General features: G+C 48.2%; 12 protein-coding genes and 2 other RNA genes. 11 read left to right on the forward strand and 3 right to left on the reverse strand.

Annotation, left to right across the window (positions count from 1 at the left end; all coding sequences use genetic code 11):
- Positions 1 to 293: 293 nt before the first annotated feature.
- From prfB to ssrA, 11 genes are all read left to right on the forward strand, one after another.
- Positions 294 to 1418: a peptide chain release factor 2 gene (prfB, locus tag C1A10_RS06235; protein ID WP_101909433.1), complete on the forward strand. Its 1125-nt coding sequence runs from the start codon at positions 294 to 296 to the stop codon at positions 1416 to 1418.
- Positions 1419 to 1541: 123 nt separating this feature from the next.
- Positions 1542 to 3146, forward strand: coding sequence for a peptidoglycan D,D-transpeptidase FtsI family protein (locus C1A10_RS06240; protein ID WP_101909434.1), 1605 nt, complete (start codon positions 1542 to 1544; stop codon positions 3144 to 3146).
- A gap of 193 nt (positions 3147 to 3339) precedes the next feature.
- Positions 3340 to 4206: a DegV family protein gene (locus tag C1A10_RS06245; RefSeq protein ID WP_101909435.1), complete on the forward strand. Its 867-nt coding sequence runs from the start codon at positions 3340 to 3342 to the stop codon at positions 4204 to 4206.
- A gap of 104 nt (positions 4207 to 4310) precedes the next feature.
- Positions 4311 to 4409: signal recognition particle sRNA small type (gene ffs, locus C1A10_RS06250), an RNA gene on the forward strand.
- 49 nt (positions 4410 to 4458) lie between these two features.
- Complete coding sequence (gene dnaX / locus C1A10_RS06255; protein ID WP_101909436.1) at positions 4459 to 6066, forward strand: DNA polymerase III subunit gamma/tau; 1608 nt, start codon at positions 4459 to 4461, stop codon at positions 6064 to 6066.
- A 50-nt stretch (positions 6067 to 6116) separates the two neighbouring features.
- Entirely contained in the window at positions 6117 to 6440 is a 324-nt protein-coding gene (locus tag C1A10_RS06260; protein ID WP_180951051.1) for a YbaB/EbfC family nucleoid-associated protein, read from the forward strand.
- An 8-nt stretch (positions 6441 to 6448) separates the two neighbouring features.
- Positions 6449 to 7048: a recombination mediator RecR gene (gene recR, locus C1A10_RS06265; RefSeq protein ID WP_101909438.1), complete on the forward strand. Its 600-nt coding sequence runs from the start codon at positions 6449 to 6451 to the stop codon at positions 7046 to 7048.
- 95 nt (positions 7049 to 7143) lie between these two features.
- The gene (locus C1A10_RS06270; RefSeq protein ID WP_101909439.1) at positions 7144 to 7908 is read left to right on the forward strand and encodes a sulfite exporter TauE/SafE family protein; all 765 of its coding nucleotides are present in this window, start codon (positions 7144 to 7146) and stop codon (positions 7906 to 7908) included.
- Between the two features lie 182 nt (positions 7909 to 8090).
- Positions 8091 to 8492, forward strand: coding sequence for a GtrA family protein (locus tag C1A10_RS06275; RefSeq protein WP_101909440.1), 402 nt, complete (start codon positions 8091 to 8093; stop codon positions 8490 to 8492).
- A gap of 49 nt (positions 8493 to 8541) precedes the next feature.
- On the forward strand, positions 8542 to 9009 hold the full coding sequence (gene smpB, locus C1A10_RS06280) for an SsrA-binding protein SmpB (protein ID WP_101909441.1): 468 nt from the start codon (positions 8542 to 8544) through the stop codon (positions 9007 to 9009).
- A gap of 44 nt (positions 9010 to 9053) precedes the next feature.
- Positions 9054 to 9402: a transfer-messenger RNA gene (gene ssrA, locus C1A10_RS06285) on the forward strand.
- Between the two features lie 199 nt (positions 9403 to 9601).
- Here the strand turns inward: ssrA and C1A10_RS06290 are convergent.
- From C1A10_RS06290 to C1A10_RS06300, 3 genes are all read right to left on the reverse strand, one after another.
- A complete protein-coding gene (locus C1A10_RS06290; protein ID WP_101909442.1) occupies positions 9602 to 9781 on the reverse strand; it encodes a hypothetical protein in 180 nt (59 codons plus the stop codon).
- A gap of 210 nt (positions 9782 to 9991) precedes the next feature.
- A complete protein-coding gene (locus C1A10_RS06295; RefSeq protein WP_242968846.1) occupies positions 9992 to 10345 on the reverse strand; it encodes a YmaF family protein in 354 nt (117 codons plus the stop codon).
- Between the two features lie 469 nt (positions 10346 to 10814).
- A complete protein-coding gene (locus C1A10_RS06300) occupies positions 10815 to 15050 on the reverse strand; it encodes a 2-hydroxyacyl-CoA dehydratase (protein WP_242968847.1) in 4236 nt (1411 codons plus the stop codon).
- Between the last annotated feature and the right edge of the window lie 241 nt (positions 15051 to 15291).

Raw genomic sequence — 15291 nt, forward strand, 5'->3', positions numbered from 1 at the left:
GAAAATATGTTTATTAAATTTACTGGCCCAACGGACTCACCTCTTTCACTTGTTATAATAAGGGTAGCACAGTTCTTTCCATAAAAGCCAAAAAATGCAGAATTGACCGGTTTTCTTGTCTGTCTTACATCGAGTTCACAAATTGTTAATAAAGTAAATAATCTATTCATATTTTCGCCGGATTATGAAACTGAAAAATAGAATATTTCCTCTGCTTTACAAGCGGCTGAAAAAATAGTATACTAAAATATCTGGGTTTATCAGAATGATTGAAGATAAGGAATGGTGGAACCATGTTACAGTTTGAAGAACTGCGGCTGCGGCTGGAAGGGCGCAAGGCGGAACTGGAAGACCTTGCAAATGCCATCGGCTATGAAGGGCTAAAGCGCCGCGTGGAAGAACTGGAACGCCGGGCCGGTGAGCCGGACTTTTGGAATGACCTGGAGAAATCTCAGGCAAACCAGCAGGAAACCGCACGGCTGAAAAATAAAATTGCCGCATATGACGGGCTGAAAACACTGTATGACGACACGCTGACGCTGATTGAGCTGGCCGATGAGGAGGGGGACGAATCCTCCTACCCGGAAGCTCTGGCGGACTGCGAGAAGTTTGAAAAAGATCTGGAAAGTCAGAAGCTGGCCACTTTACTGATCGGCGAATACGACTCCAACAATGCCATTTTGACGTTCCACGCGGGCGCAGGCGGCACCGAAGCGCAGGACTGGGCGCAGATGCTTTACCGCATGTATACCCGCTGGGCTGAGCGGCATGGATTCCAATACCGTATCCTCGATTATCTGGACGGGGATGAGGCAGGGCTGAAAAGCGCCTCCATCATGATCGAAGGGGAAAACGCCTACGGTTTTCTGCGTTCGGAAGCCGGGGTACACCGCCTTGTGCGTATCTCGCCGTTTGATGCTTCCGGGCGCCGGCACACCTCTTTCGCTTCGCTGGAGGTGATGCCGGAGCTTCCCGACGACCTGACGGTGGAAATCAGGCCGGAGGACATTAAAATGGATGTGTTTCGTTCCAGCGGCGCGGGCGGCCAGCATATCAACAAAACTTCCTCCGCGGTGCGTCTGACCCACATCCCGACCGGCATCGTGGTTTCCTGCCAGAACGAGCGCAGCCAGTTTCAGAACAGAGACATGTGTATGAAAATGCTGACTGCAAAGCTGCTTGAAATCAAGGAGCGCGAGCATCTGGCAAATATCAATGAAATCAAGGGCGACCAGATGGCAATCGGCTGGGGCAGCCAGATCCGTTCGTATGTGTTTATGCCGTACACACTTGCGAAAGACCATCGCACAGGGTTTGAAAACGGCAACATCAATGGGGTGATGGACGGAGACCTCGACGGATTTATCAATGCCTATCTAAAGGCTGCCAGCTTAGGAACACTGGGACAGGTTGATTAAAAGAATAGGAACCGCCGGAAGGCGGAAGCGGGAAGCTTGCTCAATTTGATGAAAATTGAGTAAGTTTTTCTATTTTTGCCAACAATACTATCTGCCGGAAAATTTGAAAGCAGGTGATTTTGATTGGGAAAAAGGACAGTTGCAATTTATTTTACAGTCATCATTCTGTTTACAGGGATTCTTTGCCGCATCTACGCGCTTTCTATGGGGGATTCCCTCGCGTCCGTCGCCCATGCGCAAAGCAGCTATCTCTTAGATGTGGATAATACGCGGGGAATGATCTATGACTGCAATTTAAAGCCGCTTGTAGGGACAGAGCGGCGTTCGGTTGCCGCTGTGCAGCCGTCGCCTGAAGCGTTTACCGCACTTGCCGAGGCGGCGCAGGAAACCGGTGAGGCGTTTAACCTGGATGGGAAAAACACAAAGCCCTATCTGATTACCCCGGAAAAAACAGCTGTCTACGCCAAAGGGGTTGAAATGTTCGATGCTGTCAAACGCTATGGCACCTGGCAGATCGCGCCGCACATCATCGGTTATCTCAATCCCGGAAAAACAGATGGGGCCGCCGGAATCGAGATGGCGTATAACGCGTATTTAAAGCAGCACAGCGGGAAGCTCCAGCTGCGCTATCGGCTGGACGCGCTTGGGCGCGCGATGCTCAGCGAAGCCCCTGAGATTGTTCAGGACAACTATCAGGATAAGGGCGGTGTGGCGCTGACTTTGGACGCGGATATCCAGCGTGTGGCCGAACGGGCGATGCAGCAGGTTGAGAAGGGCGCTGCGGTTGTCATGGATGTCAATACCGGCGATATCAAGGCTTCTGTTTCGGTACCCGTATTTGACCCGAACAATCTTGCGGCAAGCCTCAAGAATCCGGCCAGTCCGTTTGTCAACCGCGCTTTTTCCCAGTACAGCGTAGGCTCGACCTTCAAACTTGTAACGGCGGCCGCGGCGCTGGAAAACGGGTTTGGACGCTATACGCCCTATTACTGCAACGGATATATTGATGTGGAAGGGAATCGTTTCAACTGCCACTGGCGTACGGGGCATGGGGAGCTTGATCTGCAGCGCGCGATCGAAGTATCCTGCAACCCGTTTTTTATCCATCTGGGGCTTGAGACAGGGGGCAAGCGCATCGCTTCTCTGGCCCGCGATATAGGATTTGGGAAGGCGGCTGTTTTCAGCGACGACATCCGCACCCAGAGCGGGACATTGCCCCGGGACGATGAACTGGAGCAGCCCGCGGCGGTTGGTAATTTTTCTTTTGGGCAGGGCAGGCTGACTGCTACCCCCATCCAGATCGCTCAGATGATTTCCGTAATTGCCAACGGGGGCTATACGGTGACGCCTCGCCTTGTGGAGGGCTTCACCGAGGATGGGGAGACTATTGCCCAGCACACAACGGTTTACGCGCCCAACCGTGTCATTAACGAGCGCACATCCCGGATTTTGAGGGAAGCGCTTGTTTCCAATGTGGTAAACGGGAGCGGCAAAGCGGCAACCCCTATGAACGGTTTGGCGGGAGGGAAAACCGCTTCCGCGCAGACCGGCATCTATGAATCAGACGGGGAGACGGAAATCGTCCATGCGTGGTTTGCGGGCTATTATCCGGCTGAAACGCCGCTCTATGCGATCGTTGTGCTTGTAGAGGGCGGGGACTCAGGCGGGGATACTGCCGCGCCGATTTTTAAAGAGATCACCGACGGTATCTATCTTTCCAAACTTTGATATGCTCTTGTAATGGCAGCCGGATTACGGTATAATGAAAAACAAATAACAGTTTATTCCAAGGCTATCACCTGCTGGTGTTTCCCTGCGCCGCCCGGCCGAAAATAAAGAGACGCAGCCATGGCAAGCGCTCTGTTTTCTTGGTATGATTGGTATTTTGAGGGAGGCCAGACAACTGTTTGGAGGGTAGATGATGAACCCATTTGTTTTAGTAACAGATTCCAATGCGGATATGGTCCCGGGGTTTGCTGCAGCAAATCATGTGACAGAAATGGAGCTCACCTATACAATAGACGGAAAAACCCATCGCTGCCATGACCCGGAACTGTCCAGGCCGGATTTTTATGCGCTGATGCGTTCCGGCAAAATGCCCATAACGGCTCAGATCAACCTGGAAGACGCAATAGCAAAACTGACGCCGCTTTTGGACGCGGGGAACGACGTGCTGGCAATCATGTTTTCTTCGGCGTTGTCGGGAACCTTTAACAGTGTGCGTCTGGCGGCGGAGGAATTGTCGGCAAAGTATCCGAATCAGCGGCTGGTCGTTTTGGATTCCCTGTGCGCGTCGGCGGGACAGGGGCTGCTGCTTGACCGCGCCGTGCGGTATCAGGAAGCAGGGATGACATTGGAGGAATGCGAGGCAAAAATCCGGGACGATATTCCCCATATGGCGCACTTGTTTACGGTGGACGACCTGTTTCATCTGCACCGCGGGGGCCGCGTGTCGGTTACCGCCGCGGTGGTCGGTTCCATGCTTGGCATTAAGCCGGTTCTCCATGTTGATGACGCCGGACGGCTGGTGCCGACAGGAAAAGTGCGGGGGAGGAAAGCCTCTTTACTGACGTTGGTAGACAATATGGAAAAACAGATGGACAGAGAGCGCTGCGACAGGTTTTTTATCAGCCACGGGGACTGCATTGATGACGCGCAGTTTGTGGCGGATGAAATATCGCGCCGGTTTGGAATCAAAAATTACAGCATCAGCTATGTCGGCCCGACAGTCGGGGCGCATTCGGGGCCGGGTACCGTGGCGCTTTTCTTTTACGCGAAGCAGCGATAACGTTCTTTTGCAAGGGCTTGAAATCTGCCCGACGCTGTGTTATAATAGCACAGCGTCTTATGAATAAGATTCAGCATGACCGATGTGTGCCCAGACATGCGGGTATGCGGGTCCTGTGCGACAGAGCACCGTGAACCATGTCAGGCGGGGAACCGAGCAGCATTAAGCGGTTTGTGATGTGCGCCGCAGGTAATCTGCGTGCCCGCATATGTGGGCATACATTTTTTATATCCGGAATGGCAGGTGAGGAATATGTATCAGGCGCTTTATCGAAAATGGCGTCCGCGCGATTTTGATGATGTGGTGGGACAGGAGCATATTACCGTCACGTTGAAGCATGAGGTCGCTTCCGGAAAATTTTCACACGCTTACCTGTTCACCGGTTCCCGGGGAACGGGTAAAACGAGTTGTTCCAAAATCGTGGCAAAGGCGGTCAACTGTCTTCATCCAAAAGACGGAAACCCCTGCAACGAGTGTGAAATCTGCCGCGGGATTGATGACGGTTCCATTTTGGATGTGGCGGAAATTGATGCGGCCAGCAACAACGGCGTGGACAACATCAGGCAGCTGCGCGAGGAAGCGTACTTTATGCCTGCTGTGGCAAAATACCGGGTTTACATTCTCGATGAATGCCATATGCTTTCTCCCGGCGCGGTCAACGCGCTGCTGAAAATTCTGGAGGAGCCTCCCGAGCACGTCATTTTTATTCTTGCCACTACGGAAATCCATAAGGTCTTGCCAACCATCCTGTCCCGCTGCCAGCGATTTGACTTTAAGCGGATCAAATCCCGCACCATTGCGGACAGGCTGCTCTATGTCTGCGGGCAGGAACAGGTCGTGATTGATGATGACGCCGCGATGCTGATTGCCCGTCTTTCCGACGGCGGCATGCGCGACGCGCTGTCCCTGCTGGACCTGTGCATCTCCTATGGCGATGCGATTACCGGGGAGGTTGTGACAAAGGCGGCCGGGCTGTCCGGGCAGGAGCCGCTTTTCCGGATGGCGGACGCGACGGCGGCCGGCAACCCGTCGGAAGCGCTGGTGATTCTGGATGCGCTGAGCGAAAATTCCGTGGACTATGTCCGGCTGTGCGAACAGCTTGTCAGCCACTATCGGAATCTCATGATTGCCCGGACGGTGAAAGAGCCGGACGACCTGATTCAGGCGACACCGGAGGATTTGCAGCTGCTGTATAAGCAGGCCAAGGAGATTCCGCTTGCCAGGGTGATGTATTCCATTGACGTGCTGCAGGAAACCATGGGAAAGCTGTCCAGAACCGCGTTCAAGCGCACGGAATTTGAGATGGCTTTGATCCGCCTGTGTGACGCCAGAATGGGCAACGGCATGGAAGGCCTTGCGGAACGGATTGACAAGCTGGAAAAAATGATCCGGACAGGTGCAGGCACTGCGGCGCCCCAGCCTGTTCAGTCTACCGCCGATGTCAGACCGGTTTTGCAGGCGGAGCCGCCGGTTGCTTCCGCAAAACCGGAGAAAAGCGCTAAATCGGCCGTTCAGGCCGCAGGCAAGGAAGTGGAACCCTTTTCTCAGTGGGCGGAGGTTTTATCGGAGCTTCAGAAGATCAACGGTGCGCTTCATGGCGCAATGATCGATTCCTGCGCTTACACTTCGGAAGACATGATGCTCATTGACTGCAAGAACGAAATGTTCCTGACGCTGCTCCGTACCAGCATGGCGGCCAAGGAAAGCCTGCGCAGCGCGATTCTGTCCGTAACCGGACAGAAATATAATTTAGGCCCTTATAATCCCGAAAAGCATGCCGTGGCTCAAAAGGCTTCCGACCCGCTGATGGGGATGTTGAAGAAGGCAAGTGCACTGAGTGTGCCGGTCGATCTGAAATAAAAGATGAAATTTTGGAGGAACTTACCGTGAAAGCAAGATTGCCACAGGGGATGGGAGGCGGCCCCCAGAATATGAACGCCATGATCCGCCAGGCTCAGAAAATGCAGGAAGACATGAAGAAAAAGCAGGAAGAGCTGGAACAGATGGAATTTACCACAACTTCCGGAGGCGGCATGGTTGAGGTTGTCATCAGCGGGAAGAAAGAGATCAGGTCCATTTCTCTGAAGCCGGAAATTGTTGACCCGGAAGATATTGAAATGCTGCAGGATTTGATGGTCGCCGCCGTGAACGAGGCAATCCGGTCTGTTGAGGAAAAGTCTGCCGCGGAAATGGAGAAAATCACCGGGAATCTGAATATCCCGGGGATGTTTTAACAAAAACAATGGCGTACAACGTTTTGCCGCTCACCAAACTGATCGAGCAGTTTGAACGCCTGCCCGGGATCGGCAGGAAATCCGCTCAGCGACTGGCGTTCTATGTGCTGTCTCTTCCGAAGGAGAGGGCGCAGCAGTTTGCGGATGCAATTGTGGAAGCCCATGAAAAGATCAAAAAATGCAAGGTGTGCCAAAGCCTGACGGAAAGTGAGCTTTGCCCGATTTGTGCGGACCAGGCCCGTGACCGGAGTATCGTCTGCGTGGTGGAAAACTCGCAGGATGTCATTGCATTTGAGCGCACCAAAGAATATCACGGGCTCTATCATGTGCTGCATGGGCTGATTTCGCCGATGGACGGAATCGGGCCTGATCAGCTTTATATAAAAGAACTGATTGCAAGGATGGGCGACGGCGTGATCAGGGAAGTGGTGATGGCCACAAGCCCCACTGTGGAGGGGGAAGCTACTGCAATGTATATTGCCCGGCTCCTGAAACCGATGAATGTGCGGGTAACACGGCTTGCCTATGGGATTCCGGTGGGCAGCAACCTTGAATATGCGGATGAGGTAACGCTTTATCGCGCGCTTGAAGGCCGCAGTGAAATCTGATGCGGGGAACAGCCTTTGCACAACTGTGCAAGGCTGTTTTTATGTCAGGAATCCGATGATGCGATCTTATTTTGGGACAGAGGGGTTTATTCAGTATGACAACAATGCAAATGATTCTGATTGTTTGCCCGCTTGTTTTTCTGGCGAGCTTTGTGGACAGCATCGCCGGAGGAGGCGGACTGATCAGTCTGCCGGCGTTTATGCTGACGGGAATGCCGGTACATATGGCATGCGGAAGCAACAAGTTTTCGGCTTGTGCCGGGAGTATTATATCCGCGGTTCGGTTTTATAAAAATGGCAAGATGCACGTCCTTGGAGCTGTCATTTCCGGAATTCTGGCGCTGGCCGGCGCGGCGATCGGCTCTAAACTGAACCTGATGATTGACAGCAGCACGCTGAAAAAGATATTCCTGATCATCCTTCCGGTTGTAGCGGTGTTTGTCCTGTTTGGAGGGAACAGCCGGCGAAGGAAAACCTTGCTGGAAGGCAAAAAGCTGTACCTGAGCTGTGCGCTGATTGGCTTTTTTATCGGGGCCTATGACGGATTGATCGGGCCCGGGACAGGCACCTTCATGATTTTCTGCTATACCACTTTCGTGGGATTCGATTACGTAACCGCAAGCGGAAATGCAAAGGTTGCCAACCTGTCGTCCAATTTTGCAAGCATGGTGCTCTATCTTTTTGCGGGACAGATCCTCTTTTCAGTGACGGTTCCAGCGGCAATCTGCTGTATCTGCGGCGGCTGGCTGGGAAGCGGTATGGCCATTCAAAAAGGAAGTAAATTCATTAAGGCTATGCTGATTGTCGTGCTGATCGGGATTTTTGGAAAGCTGATTTGGGATTTACATTTATTTGGCTGAAACGGCCCGTGTTGACGAACTATCGGAAAAATGCTATGATAATCTGCGCGAAGCAATCTTTTTGCATCGTTTTTGACTCAATCTTCTGACTGCATGCTCACTCAACGCTGACAGAAGATTTGATTAAATTAGATATTTCGTGGCAAAATAAGGAAAGAACGGAAAAGAAAGGCTTTCAATCAATGATTGATTTTTTTCATCTGAATGAAGACGAATTCAAACGTCTTCTGAAATTCGGTGTTACAGGCGTGGCGAATACACTGGTAGACGTCGGGGTATATTCGCTTTTGTCCGTGGCGCTCGGCGTGAATGTTTTTTTTGGACAGTGCTGCGGATACGCGACCGGAATGCTTAACAGCTATCTGGTCAACCGCAAGTGGACATTCCAAACGTCTCACCGCTTTTTCAGTCTGCAACTGGTACGTTTTATTATCACTAACCTTGCGGTGCTGGCGGTCAGCCTCCTGCTTTTAAAGGTTTCCATGGACTATTTTGGAATGGGAAAACTGGTTGCCAAACTTGCGACCACCTGCATTACACTGGTGCTGAATTTCATCATCAGCCGTCTCTGGGTGTTTCGATAACAATTGTCATCTTGCGGGTGGATGAAAAGACAGAAAGGACTTGTGACCGATGGAAAAGAAATCGACCAAAACCATCAGTGTGAACCGCAAGGCACGACATGAATATTTTGTAGAGGAAAGCTTTGAAGCGGGTATAGAACTGTTTGGCACTGAGGTGAAGTCCCTGCGCGCCGGTTCCTGCAATCTGAAAGACAGCTGGTGCGATATTTCAAACGGGGAACTGTATGTTAAACAGATGCACATTGCGCCCTATGAGCACGGCAATATTTTTAACCGTGACTCCTACCGTGAGCGCCGTCTGCTGATGCACAGGCGGGAGATTCATAAGCTGATGGGGCTGGTGGCTCAGCAGGGCTATACGCTAATCCCGCTTTCGCTCTATTTTAAAGGTTCGCGTGTGAAAATGCAGCTGGGGCTCTGCAAAGGAAAACAGCTTCATGATAAGCGCAGTGACATGGCCAAGCGCGACGCGCAGAGAGATATTGACAGGGCTCTGCGGGATAGACAAAAAGCATAAAGCGTGTTATACTATTGATACAACCTGACTAGGGTTGTCTATCTGGGGATGTAAAGGTTTCGACGGGGATTTTGAAGTCTGAGCAGCGAGTAGAGGAGCATGCACCTCTATAAAAGTATGACGTTTTAAATTAGACGACAATAATAATTTAGCTTTTGCTGCTTAATTAAGCAGCCGTCTTACCGCGGAGTACCACGGCCGCGGATAAGGCGTCGATTAGTGGTGAACGATCTGTCCGAGCGCCTCGTAGGATAAGATCGTATCGGGGGCTACCAAACTGTTTAGCCTGTCTGCCGGCGATTCGGTGAGGGAATTTTAAAAGACTGACTGCACTCGGAGAAACTTGGATGAATGAGTTTTCGGACGCGGGTTCAATTCCCGCCATCTCCACCAACACAAACCTGCATGGATGGCTTATCCATGCAGGTTTTTTATTTATTATAACTCATCTCTTAACACATCAGATTGCAGTCAGATACGGGCTCGTTATTCCAAACCCGAAGCACGTTGTATTTTATTTTGAGAAAACGGGAGAACAAAAATAAACACATAAAAAAGCCTGCTTATTACAGCAGGCTATCATTTATATTCATTAATAGCGGCAGGAACAGGATGAATCGTTGTCATTTTCGCTCGCTTGCAAACAATTTTCACAATATTCCTTGCAGCAACGATTACATTTGCGGCAGCAGCATTCCCAATGCTGGCAGCAGCGGTTGCTCTGTTCGTTGTCCGATTTTTCGTAATAGTCCGGCGAAAGTTTTTTATTCATAGAAAGACTCCTTAATTTTTTAGCAGATGTACCTGCTTAAGTATCCTATGTAAAACGGCTTTGACTTGTGATAAAAATGTGATGGAACTAATGCGCGATGATTTGGTGTTTTAAAATAAAAAACGCCTTCTGGCGTTTACCCGTATATTTTTTATGAGAATACTACCCGACAATATTTTTTAGAGCCGGGTAGGTATAGCTCAAACATTTTTAATCTCCGGTAGGGTCTTCGATCAAGGTCGCTAGCCGGAATGCATGTTTGTGCCCATCGTTCACTGAAGTCACAGACTCTAAAAAATGGACGTGTCTGTCACCAACTTGAATTGCTCCGGAAGTTTTTCCTGCAAATTCATGGAAATGATTCTCATAGAAATCGGTACAAAACCTAACCTCATGATAATGGTCATTGCTTCCTATGGGAATTGCTTGGCCTGAGACAGTTGCAAAACGATGACCGTGAGGATCTTCCTGAAGTTCGGCCAATTTTACACTGCCTTGAACTTCATGGACATGGCGCTGCGTTTGATTCCCGTAATACGGGGAGCACATATAATTCCTAGACATAATGAACTCCTTTCACTGATAAATTGTTTTATGGTGCAACAGTTTAGCTTGTCAGACTCGGCAGAAAGTCTACAGATCAGTTTATTCCAAAACAAAGTGTAACGTGATGAAAAAGTATTGATCAAGAGAAAGACGGGAAATGATTGATATTGCTGACCCAGACGAAAATGACATGAGGGTTATGGCTTTTAAACTGCTTGACGTACCGCACGATGATGGAACGGAGGATGAATAATGAGGCCGGGGATTCATAGCGGCTGCTTTGCCGTCCGGATATAATATTCATTCAGAAAGAGCCGTGATCCGGCGCGGTAAAAATGTTCTTGAAAAAGTGGTAAGGTTGCTAAATCTTTCAAATAAAGAGTTGCAGGAAATAAAAAGGAGGGATAGCCTAAAAAATGGCTACCCCTCTCTTCGGATTTTGCAGAGTAAAATTTGTAAAGCTGAGAATGCCCAATCCTTTTTATTTTTATTGAGATGTTTTTGCTCTTTCCAGCATCAGTTTCACACGATTGATCTGGTTAATTTCACTGGCACCCGGATCATAATCTACTGTTAAAATATTTGTTTGCGGATATCGTTCTTTTAATGTTTTAATCATGCCTTTCCCGGTAATATGGTTGGGAAGACAAGCAAAGGGCTGCATACAAATAATATTATTGGTTCCTTCCTCAATTAACTCAATCATTTCCGCGGTGAGGAGCCATCCCTCTCCGGACCGGTTACAAAGGGAAAGGAAAGGCTCAGCCTTTTGGGCCATTTCAAATATTGTGCTGGGAACCGTAAACCGTTGGCTGTTTTGGAGAGCATTTCTTATATCCTTCCGATAATGTTCTACACACCGAATCAAGGTGTTGTATAGCATCCGCCGCGTTTTGCCGCCGCCCAAAAAACGGTTGTCCGATTCTCCGCCATAAGCACAGTAGAGGAAAAAATCCATAAGACCAGGAACAACCATTTCGGCGCCCATATCCTCGATAAAATCAACCATATTGTTGTTGGCAACGGGATGATATTTTACGAGAATTTCACCGACAAGGCCAATCCGTGCTTTTACTTCATTCCGTATGGGGATATTTTCAAAATCTTTCACAATTTTATAAATGTTTTCACGAAAGACAGCGGAATTTCCTTGACGGATATTGGCTTTGCATCTTGCTATCCATTCGGAAAAAAGCTGGTTGGATGCCCCTTTATTGATTTCATAAGGCCGGATATGAAACAGGATTTTCATGAGCATATCGCCATACAGAATCGCCATAATAGATTTTTTTATGAAAGGTACGGTCATTTGAAGGCCGGAATCTTTTTCAAAACGGGCGACATTTAGCGACAGGATCGGCACTTGTTGAAACCCGGCGGCAAACATCGCTTTTTTTAATAAAGCCAGATAGTTGCTGGCTCTGCAGGGCCCTCCCGTTTGGCTCATGATTACCGCGGTATGACCAAGATCATATTTGCCAGACTGCAGAGCCCGAAGGATTTGCCCAATCACAATAATGGAAGGGTAGCAGGAATCGTTGTTTACATATTTCAGCCCGATTTCGATATCTTCCTTATTCGCATTAGGAAGGATTTCAAAACAATAGCCTTCGGAACGTACCGCCTCTTGAAGCAGTGCAAAATGGATAGGAGCCATCTGCGGCGCCAAAATAGTGTATTTGCTGCGTATTTCCTTTAGAAAGAAGTTGCTTTTTAGTATAGGAATATGCTTTGTTTGGCAAATTCTATTTTCTTTTTGGGCTTCCATTGCCGCTTTCAATGACCTTAGCCGGATTTTTATGGCGCCAAGATTACTGGTCTCATCAATTTTTATTAAGGTATAAATTTTGCCGTTATGATTTAATATTTCGCTTGCCTGTTCCGAAGCAATGGAATCCGGCCCGCAGCCGAAAGAATTCAACTGTACCAGTTCCAGATTATCCTGTCCGGCTACAAAATCCGCCGCCTCATAAAGACGGGAATGATACATCCATTGATCCAAAACCCTTAACGGCCTTTCGACATGTCCCAGATGGGCAATAGAATCCTCCGTAAGCACCGCTAACCCCATTGATGTTATTAAGTTTGGAATACCATGATTGACTTCTCTGTCCAAATGGTAGGGTCTCCCGGACAAGACAACACCGCAACTCCCTGTTTCCTTCAAATAACGCAGGACTTCTTCCCCCTTCTTTTGAATATCCGTTTTGAACTGCCGATCTTCTATCCACGCAAGCTCAAGCGCGTTTGCCACTTCATTTTTTGTGATGCCAAACGCTTCGAATTCATCGAACAGCCTATGGGCCAACGCTTTCTTGTTGTCATACGGCAGGAAGGGAAAATGCAAAACCACATCATTTTCACGCAGCGCGTCTATATTAGCATGAATAACCTCCGCATAAGCGGTTACCATCGGACAGTTGAAATGATTGTCAGCCCCGTTGATTTCCGCTCGTTCCTTCGGAATACAGGGATAAAACAGATGCTTTACATTTTGCTTGATGAGAGCCATGATATGACCGTGAACAAGTTTAACGGGATAGCAAGCCGTATCGGAGGGAATGGTGTCCATCCCCAGTTCAAAAATATGTCGGTTAGATTCCGGGGATAGTTCTACCCGAAACCCAAGAGTAGTAAAAAAGGTAAACCAAAAAGGATAATTTTCATACATATTCAAAACTCTGGGAATGCCGATTGTTCCTCGGGGTGCCTTTTCCGCTTCCAGTGGCTGATACTGAAATAACCGTTTATATTTATACGCAAAAATATTCGGTACGTTTTGCTGTCTGTCAAGTCCCGCGCCTCTTTCACAGCGGTTCCCTGTTATCAGTTTTTTCCCGTTGTTAAAAAGATTTACAGTTAGCAGGCAGTTGTTGGTGCATTTCCCGCAGCGTGCAATTCTTGTATCCACTGAAAAGACATCCAGCTGAGCAGCGCGTATCAGAGAGGATTGCGTTTCTTCTTTCCAAGCGTTTTTGGCCAGCAGTGCCACCCCGAAAGCCCCCATCAGTCCCGCTATATCCGGTCGTATAACATCTTTTCCGGAAATCATTTCAAAACTGCGCAAAATTGCATTATTTAAGAATGTTCCGCCCTGAACGATTATTTTGTCTCCCAATTCGGAAGGGCTTTTCAGCTTAATTACCTTATACAGCGCATTTTTAATAACCGAATAACATAATCCGGCCGAGATATCTCCAACGGAAACTCCCTCTTTCTGAGCCTGTTTTACTTTTGAATTCATAAAGACTGTACAGCGCGAGCCCAGATCAATCGGATTTTTTGCTTTGATTCCAAGCGTGGGAAATTCCTGTACCGACAACCCTAAGGATTTTGCAAAAGTTTCGATGAAAGAACCGCAGCCGGAAGAACAAGCCTCATTTAAAACGACAGTATTGATAATGCCGTCACGTACACGCATATATTTCATATCCTGCCCGCCGATATCAAGGATCGTTTCAACGCCTGGTAAAAAGTACTTCGCTGCTGTACAGTGAGCAACAGTTTCAACTTCACCAAGGTCGCAGGAAAATGCCGCCTTGATCAATTCCTCTCCATAACCGGTAACGGCGGAATAAGCGATAACGGCTCCCTCAGGCAGATGGGAATAGATTTCCTTTAAAATAGATGCGGCCGATAAGAGCGGACTGCCATCGTTATTACGATAACAGGAGTAGATCAGAGAGCCGTCTTTGTCAATCAAGGCAGCCTTACTGGTTGTAGATCCGATATCCAAACCGAGATAACAGAGCCCCCTGTAACCTTCCAAATCCGCTCTTTTTACTTTATGGCTGGCATGTCTTTCGATAAATTTCTTATATTCGATATCATCGGAAAACAGCGGTTTCAGTCTGCCTTCCGAAGGCTTATTTTCTGCTTTGCCTGTTTTACAGCGGTTTAGCAACTGCATGAGTGAAATTGATTGTTTTTCGGCAGAAAGGGCTGCGCCGATGGCCACATATATCTGCGCATTCTCCGGTATAACCATATCACTTTCCTGCAAATTTAAAGTTTCCTGAAAACGGCGTCGCAGTTGGGGGAGGAAATGCAGAGGGCCTCCCAGAAAGCCAACTTTCCCTTTTATTTTTCTGCCGGAGGCTAATCCTTCGATTGTCTGATTGACGACAGCCTGAAAAACAGAGGCGGCGATATTTTCTTTCTTTGCGCCCTCATTCAGCAGCGCCTGTATATCAGTTTTTGCAAAAACCCCGCACCTTGCAGCGATAGGGTAGATGGCATTGCTATGTTCCGCAAGCTTATCGAGCCCTGTGGCATCGGTTTTCAAAAGGATTGCCATTTGATCGATAAAAGCGCCGGTTCCACCAGCACAAATTCCGTTCATCCTTTGATCGGTGCCGTTTTCAAAAAAAGTGAGTTTTGCATCCTCTCCGCCGAGTTCAATGATAATATTGACGTCCGGAATATACCGTTCAGCCGCTTTACAGCCAGCAATCACTTCTTGTATAAACGGTAAATCCAGCCGTTCGGAAATGGAGATACCTCCTGACCCTGTTACAGCCGCTTTAATTTTTATATCACCAAGGTAGTTATATAATTCTTTAAAAAGTTTCTCTAAAGTAAGCCAAAGATCGGCATGATGCCTGCAGTAATTGCTATACAGCAGTCTGTCTTCACTGTCCAAAACGGCAAGTTTAACGGTTGTTGATCCAATATCAATACCGAGACGAACTATTTTGCTATCAGAATTGATTGCTTCACCCATAAGAAATCTGGTCTTCCCCCTTCGCATGAGATACATAATTGATTGCTAACATATACATAATCAATTACAATTTTCTCAGGAAAAAGGAAAATTATTCTAGTCATGTAATAATTAATTTATAATTCATTAAATCTAAAAAAGTGGATATTCAGAAGAGATAGCAACAGCGTGGGTAAGGCCATAAATTTTAAGACAAATATTTGCTTATTTAATAGGTATATAGTAGAATATTTCTATAAAA

This window comes from Marasmitruncus massiliensis, assembly GCF_900186535.1.
Lineage (GTDB): Bacteria > Bacillota > Clostridia > Oscillospirales > Ruminococcaceae > Anaerotruncus > Anaerotruncus massiliensis_A.

Coding starts and splice junctions, on each gene's coding strand:
- C1A10_RS06275 (WP_101909440.1), top strand. CDS start 8,091: ATGATTGATTTTTTTCATCTGAATGAAGACGAATTCAAACGTCTTCTG.
- C1A10_RS06295 (WP_242968846.1), bottom strand. CDS start 10,345: ATGTCTAGGAATTATATGTGCTCCCCGTATTACGGGAATCAAACGCAG.
- C1A10_RS06300 (WP_242968847.1), bottom strand. CDS start 15,050: ATGGGTGAAGCAATCAATTCTGATAGCAAAATAGTTCGTCTCGGTATT.
- C1A10_RS06260 (WP_180951051.1), top strand. CDS start 6,117: ATGGGAGGCGGCCCCCAGAATATGAACGCCATGATCCGCCAGGCTCAG.
- C1A10_RS06245 (WP_101909435.1), top strand. CDS start 3,340: ATGAACCCATTTGTTTTAGTAACAGATTCCAATGCGGATATGGTCCCG.
- prfB (WP_101909433.1), top strand. CDS start 294: ATGTTACAGTTTGAAGAACTGCGGCTGCGGCTGGAAGGGCGCAAGGCG.
- C1A10_RS06290 (WP_101909442.1), bottom strand. CDS start 9,781: ATGAATAAAAAACTTTCGCCGGACTATTACGAAAAATCGGACAACGAA.
- recR (WP_101909438.1), top strand. CDS start 6,449: ATGGCGTACAACGTTTTGCCGCTCACCAAACTGATCGAGCAGTTTGAA.
- C1A10_RS06270 (WP_101909439.1), top strand. CDS start 7,144: ATGACAACAATGCAAATGATTCTGATTGTTTGCCCGCTTGTTTTTCTG.
- smpB (WP_101909441.1), top strand. CDS start 8,542: ATGGAAAAGAAATCGACCAAAACCATCAGTGTGAACCGCAAGGCACGA.
- dnaX (WP_101909436.1), top strand. CDS start 4,459: ATGTATCAGGCGCTTTATCGAAAATGGCGTCCGCGCGATTTTGATGAT.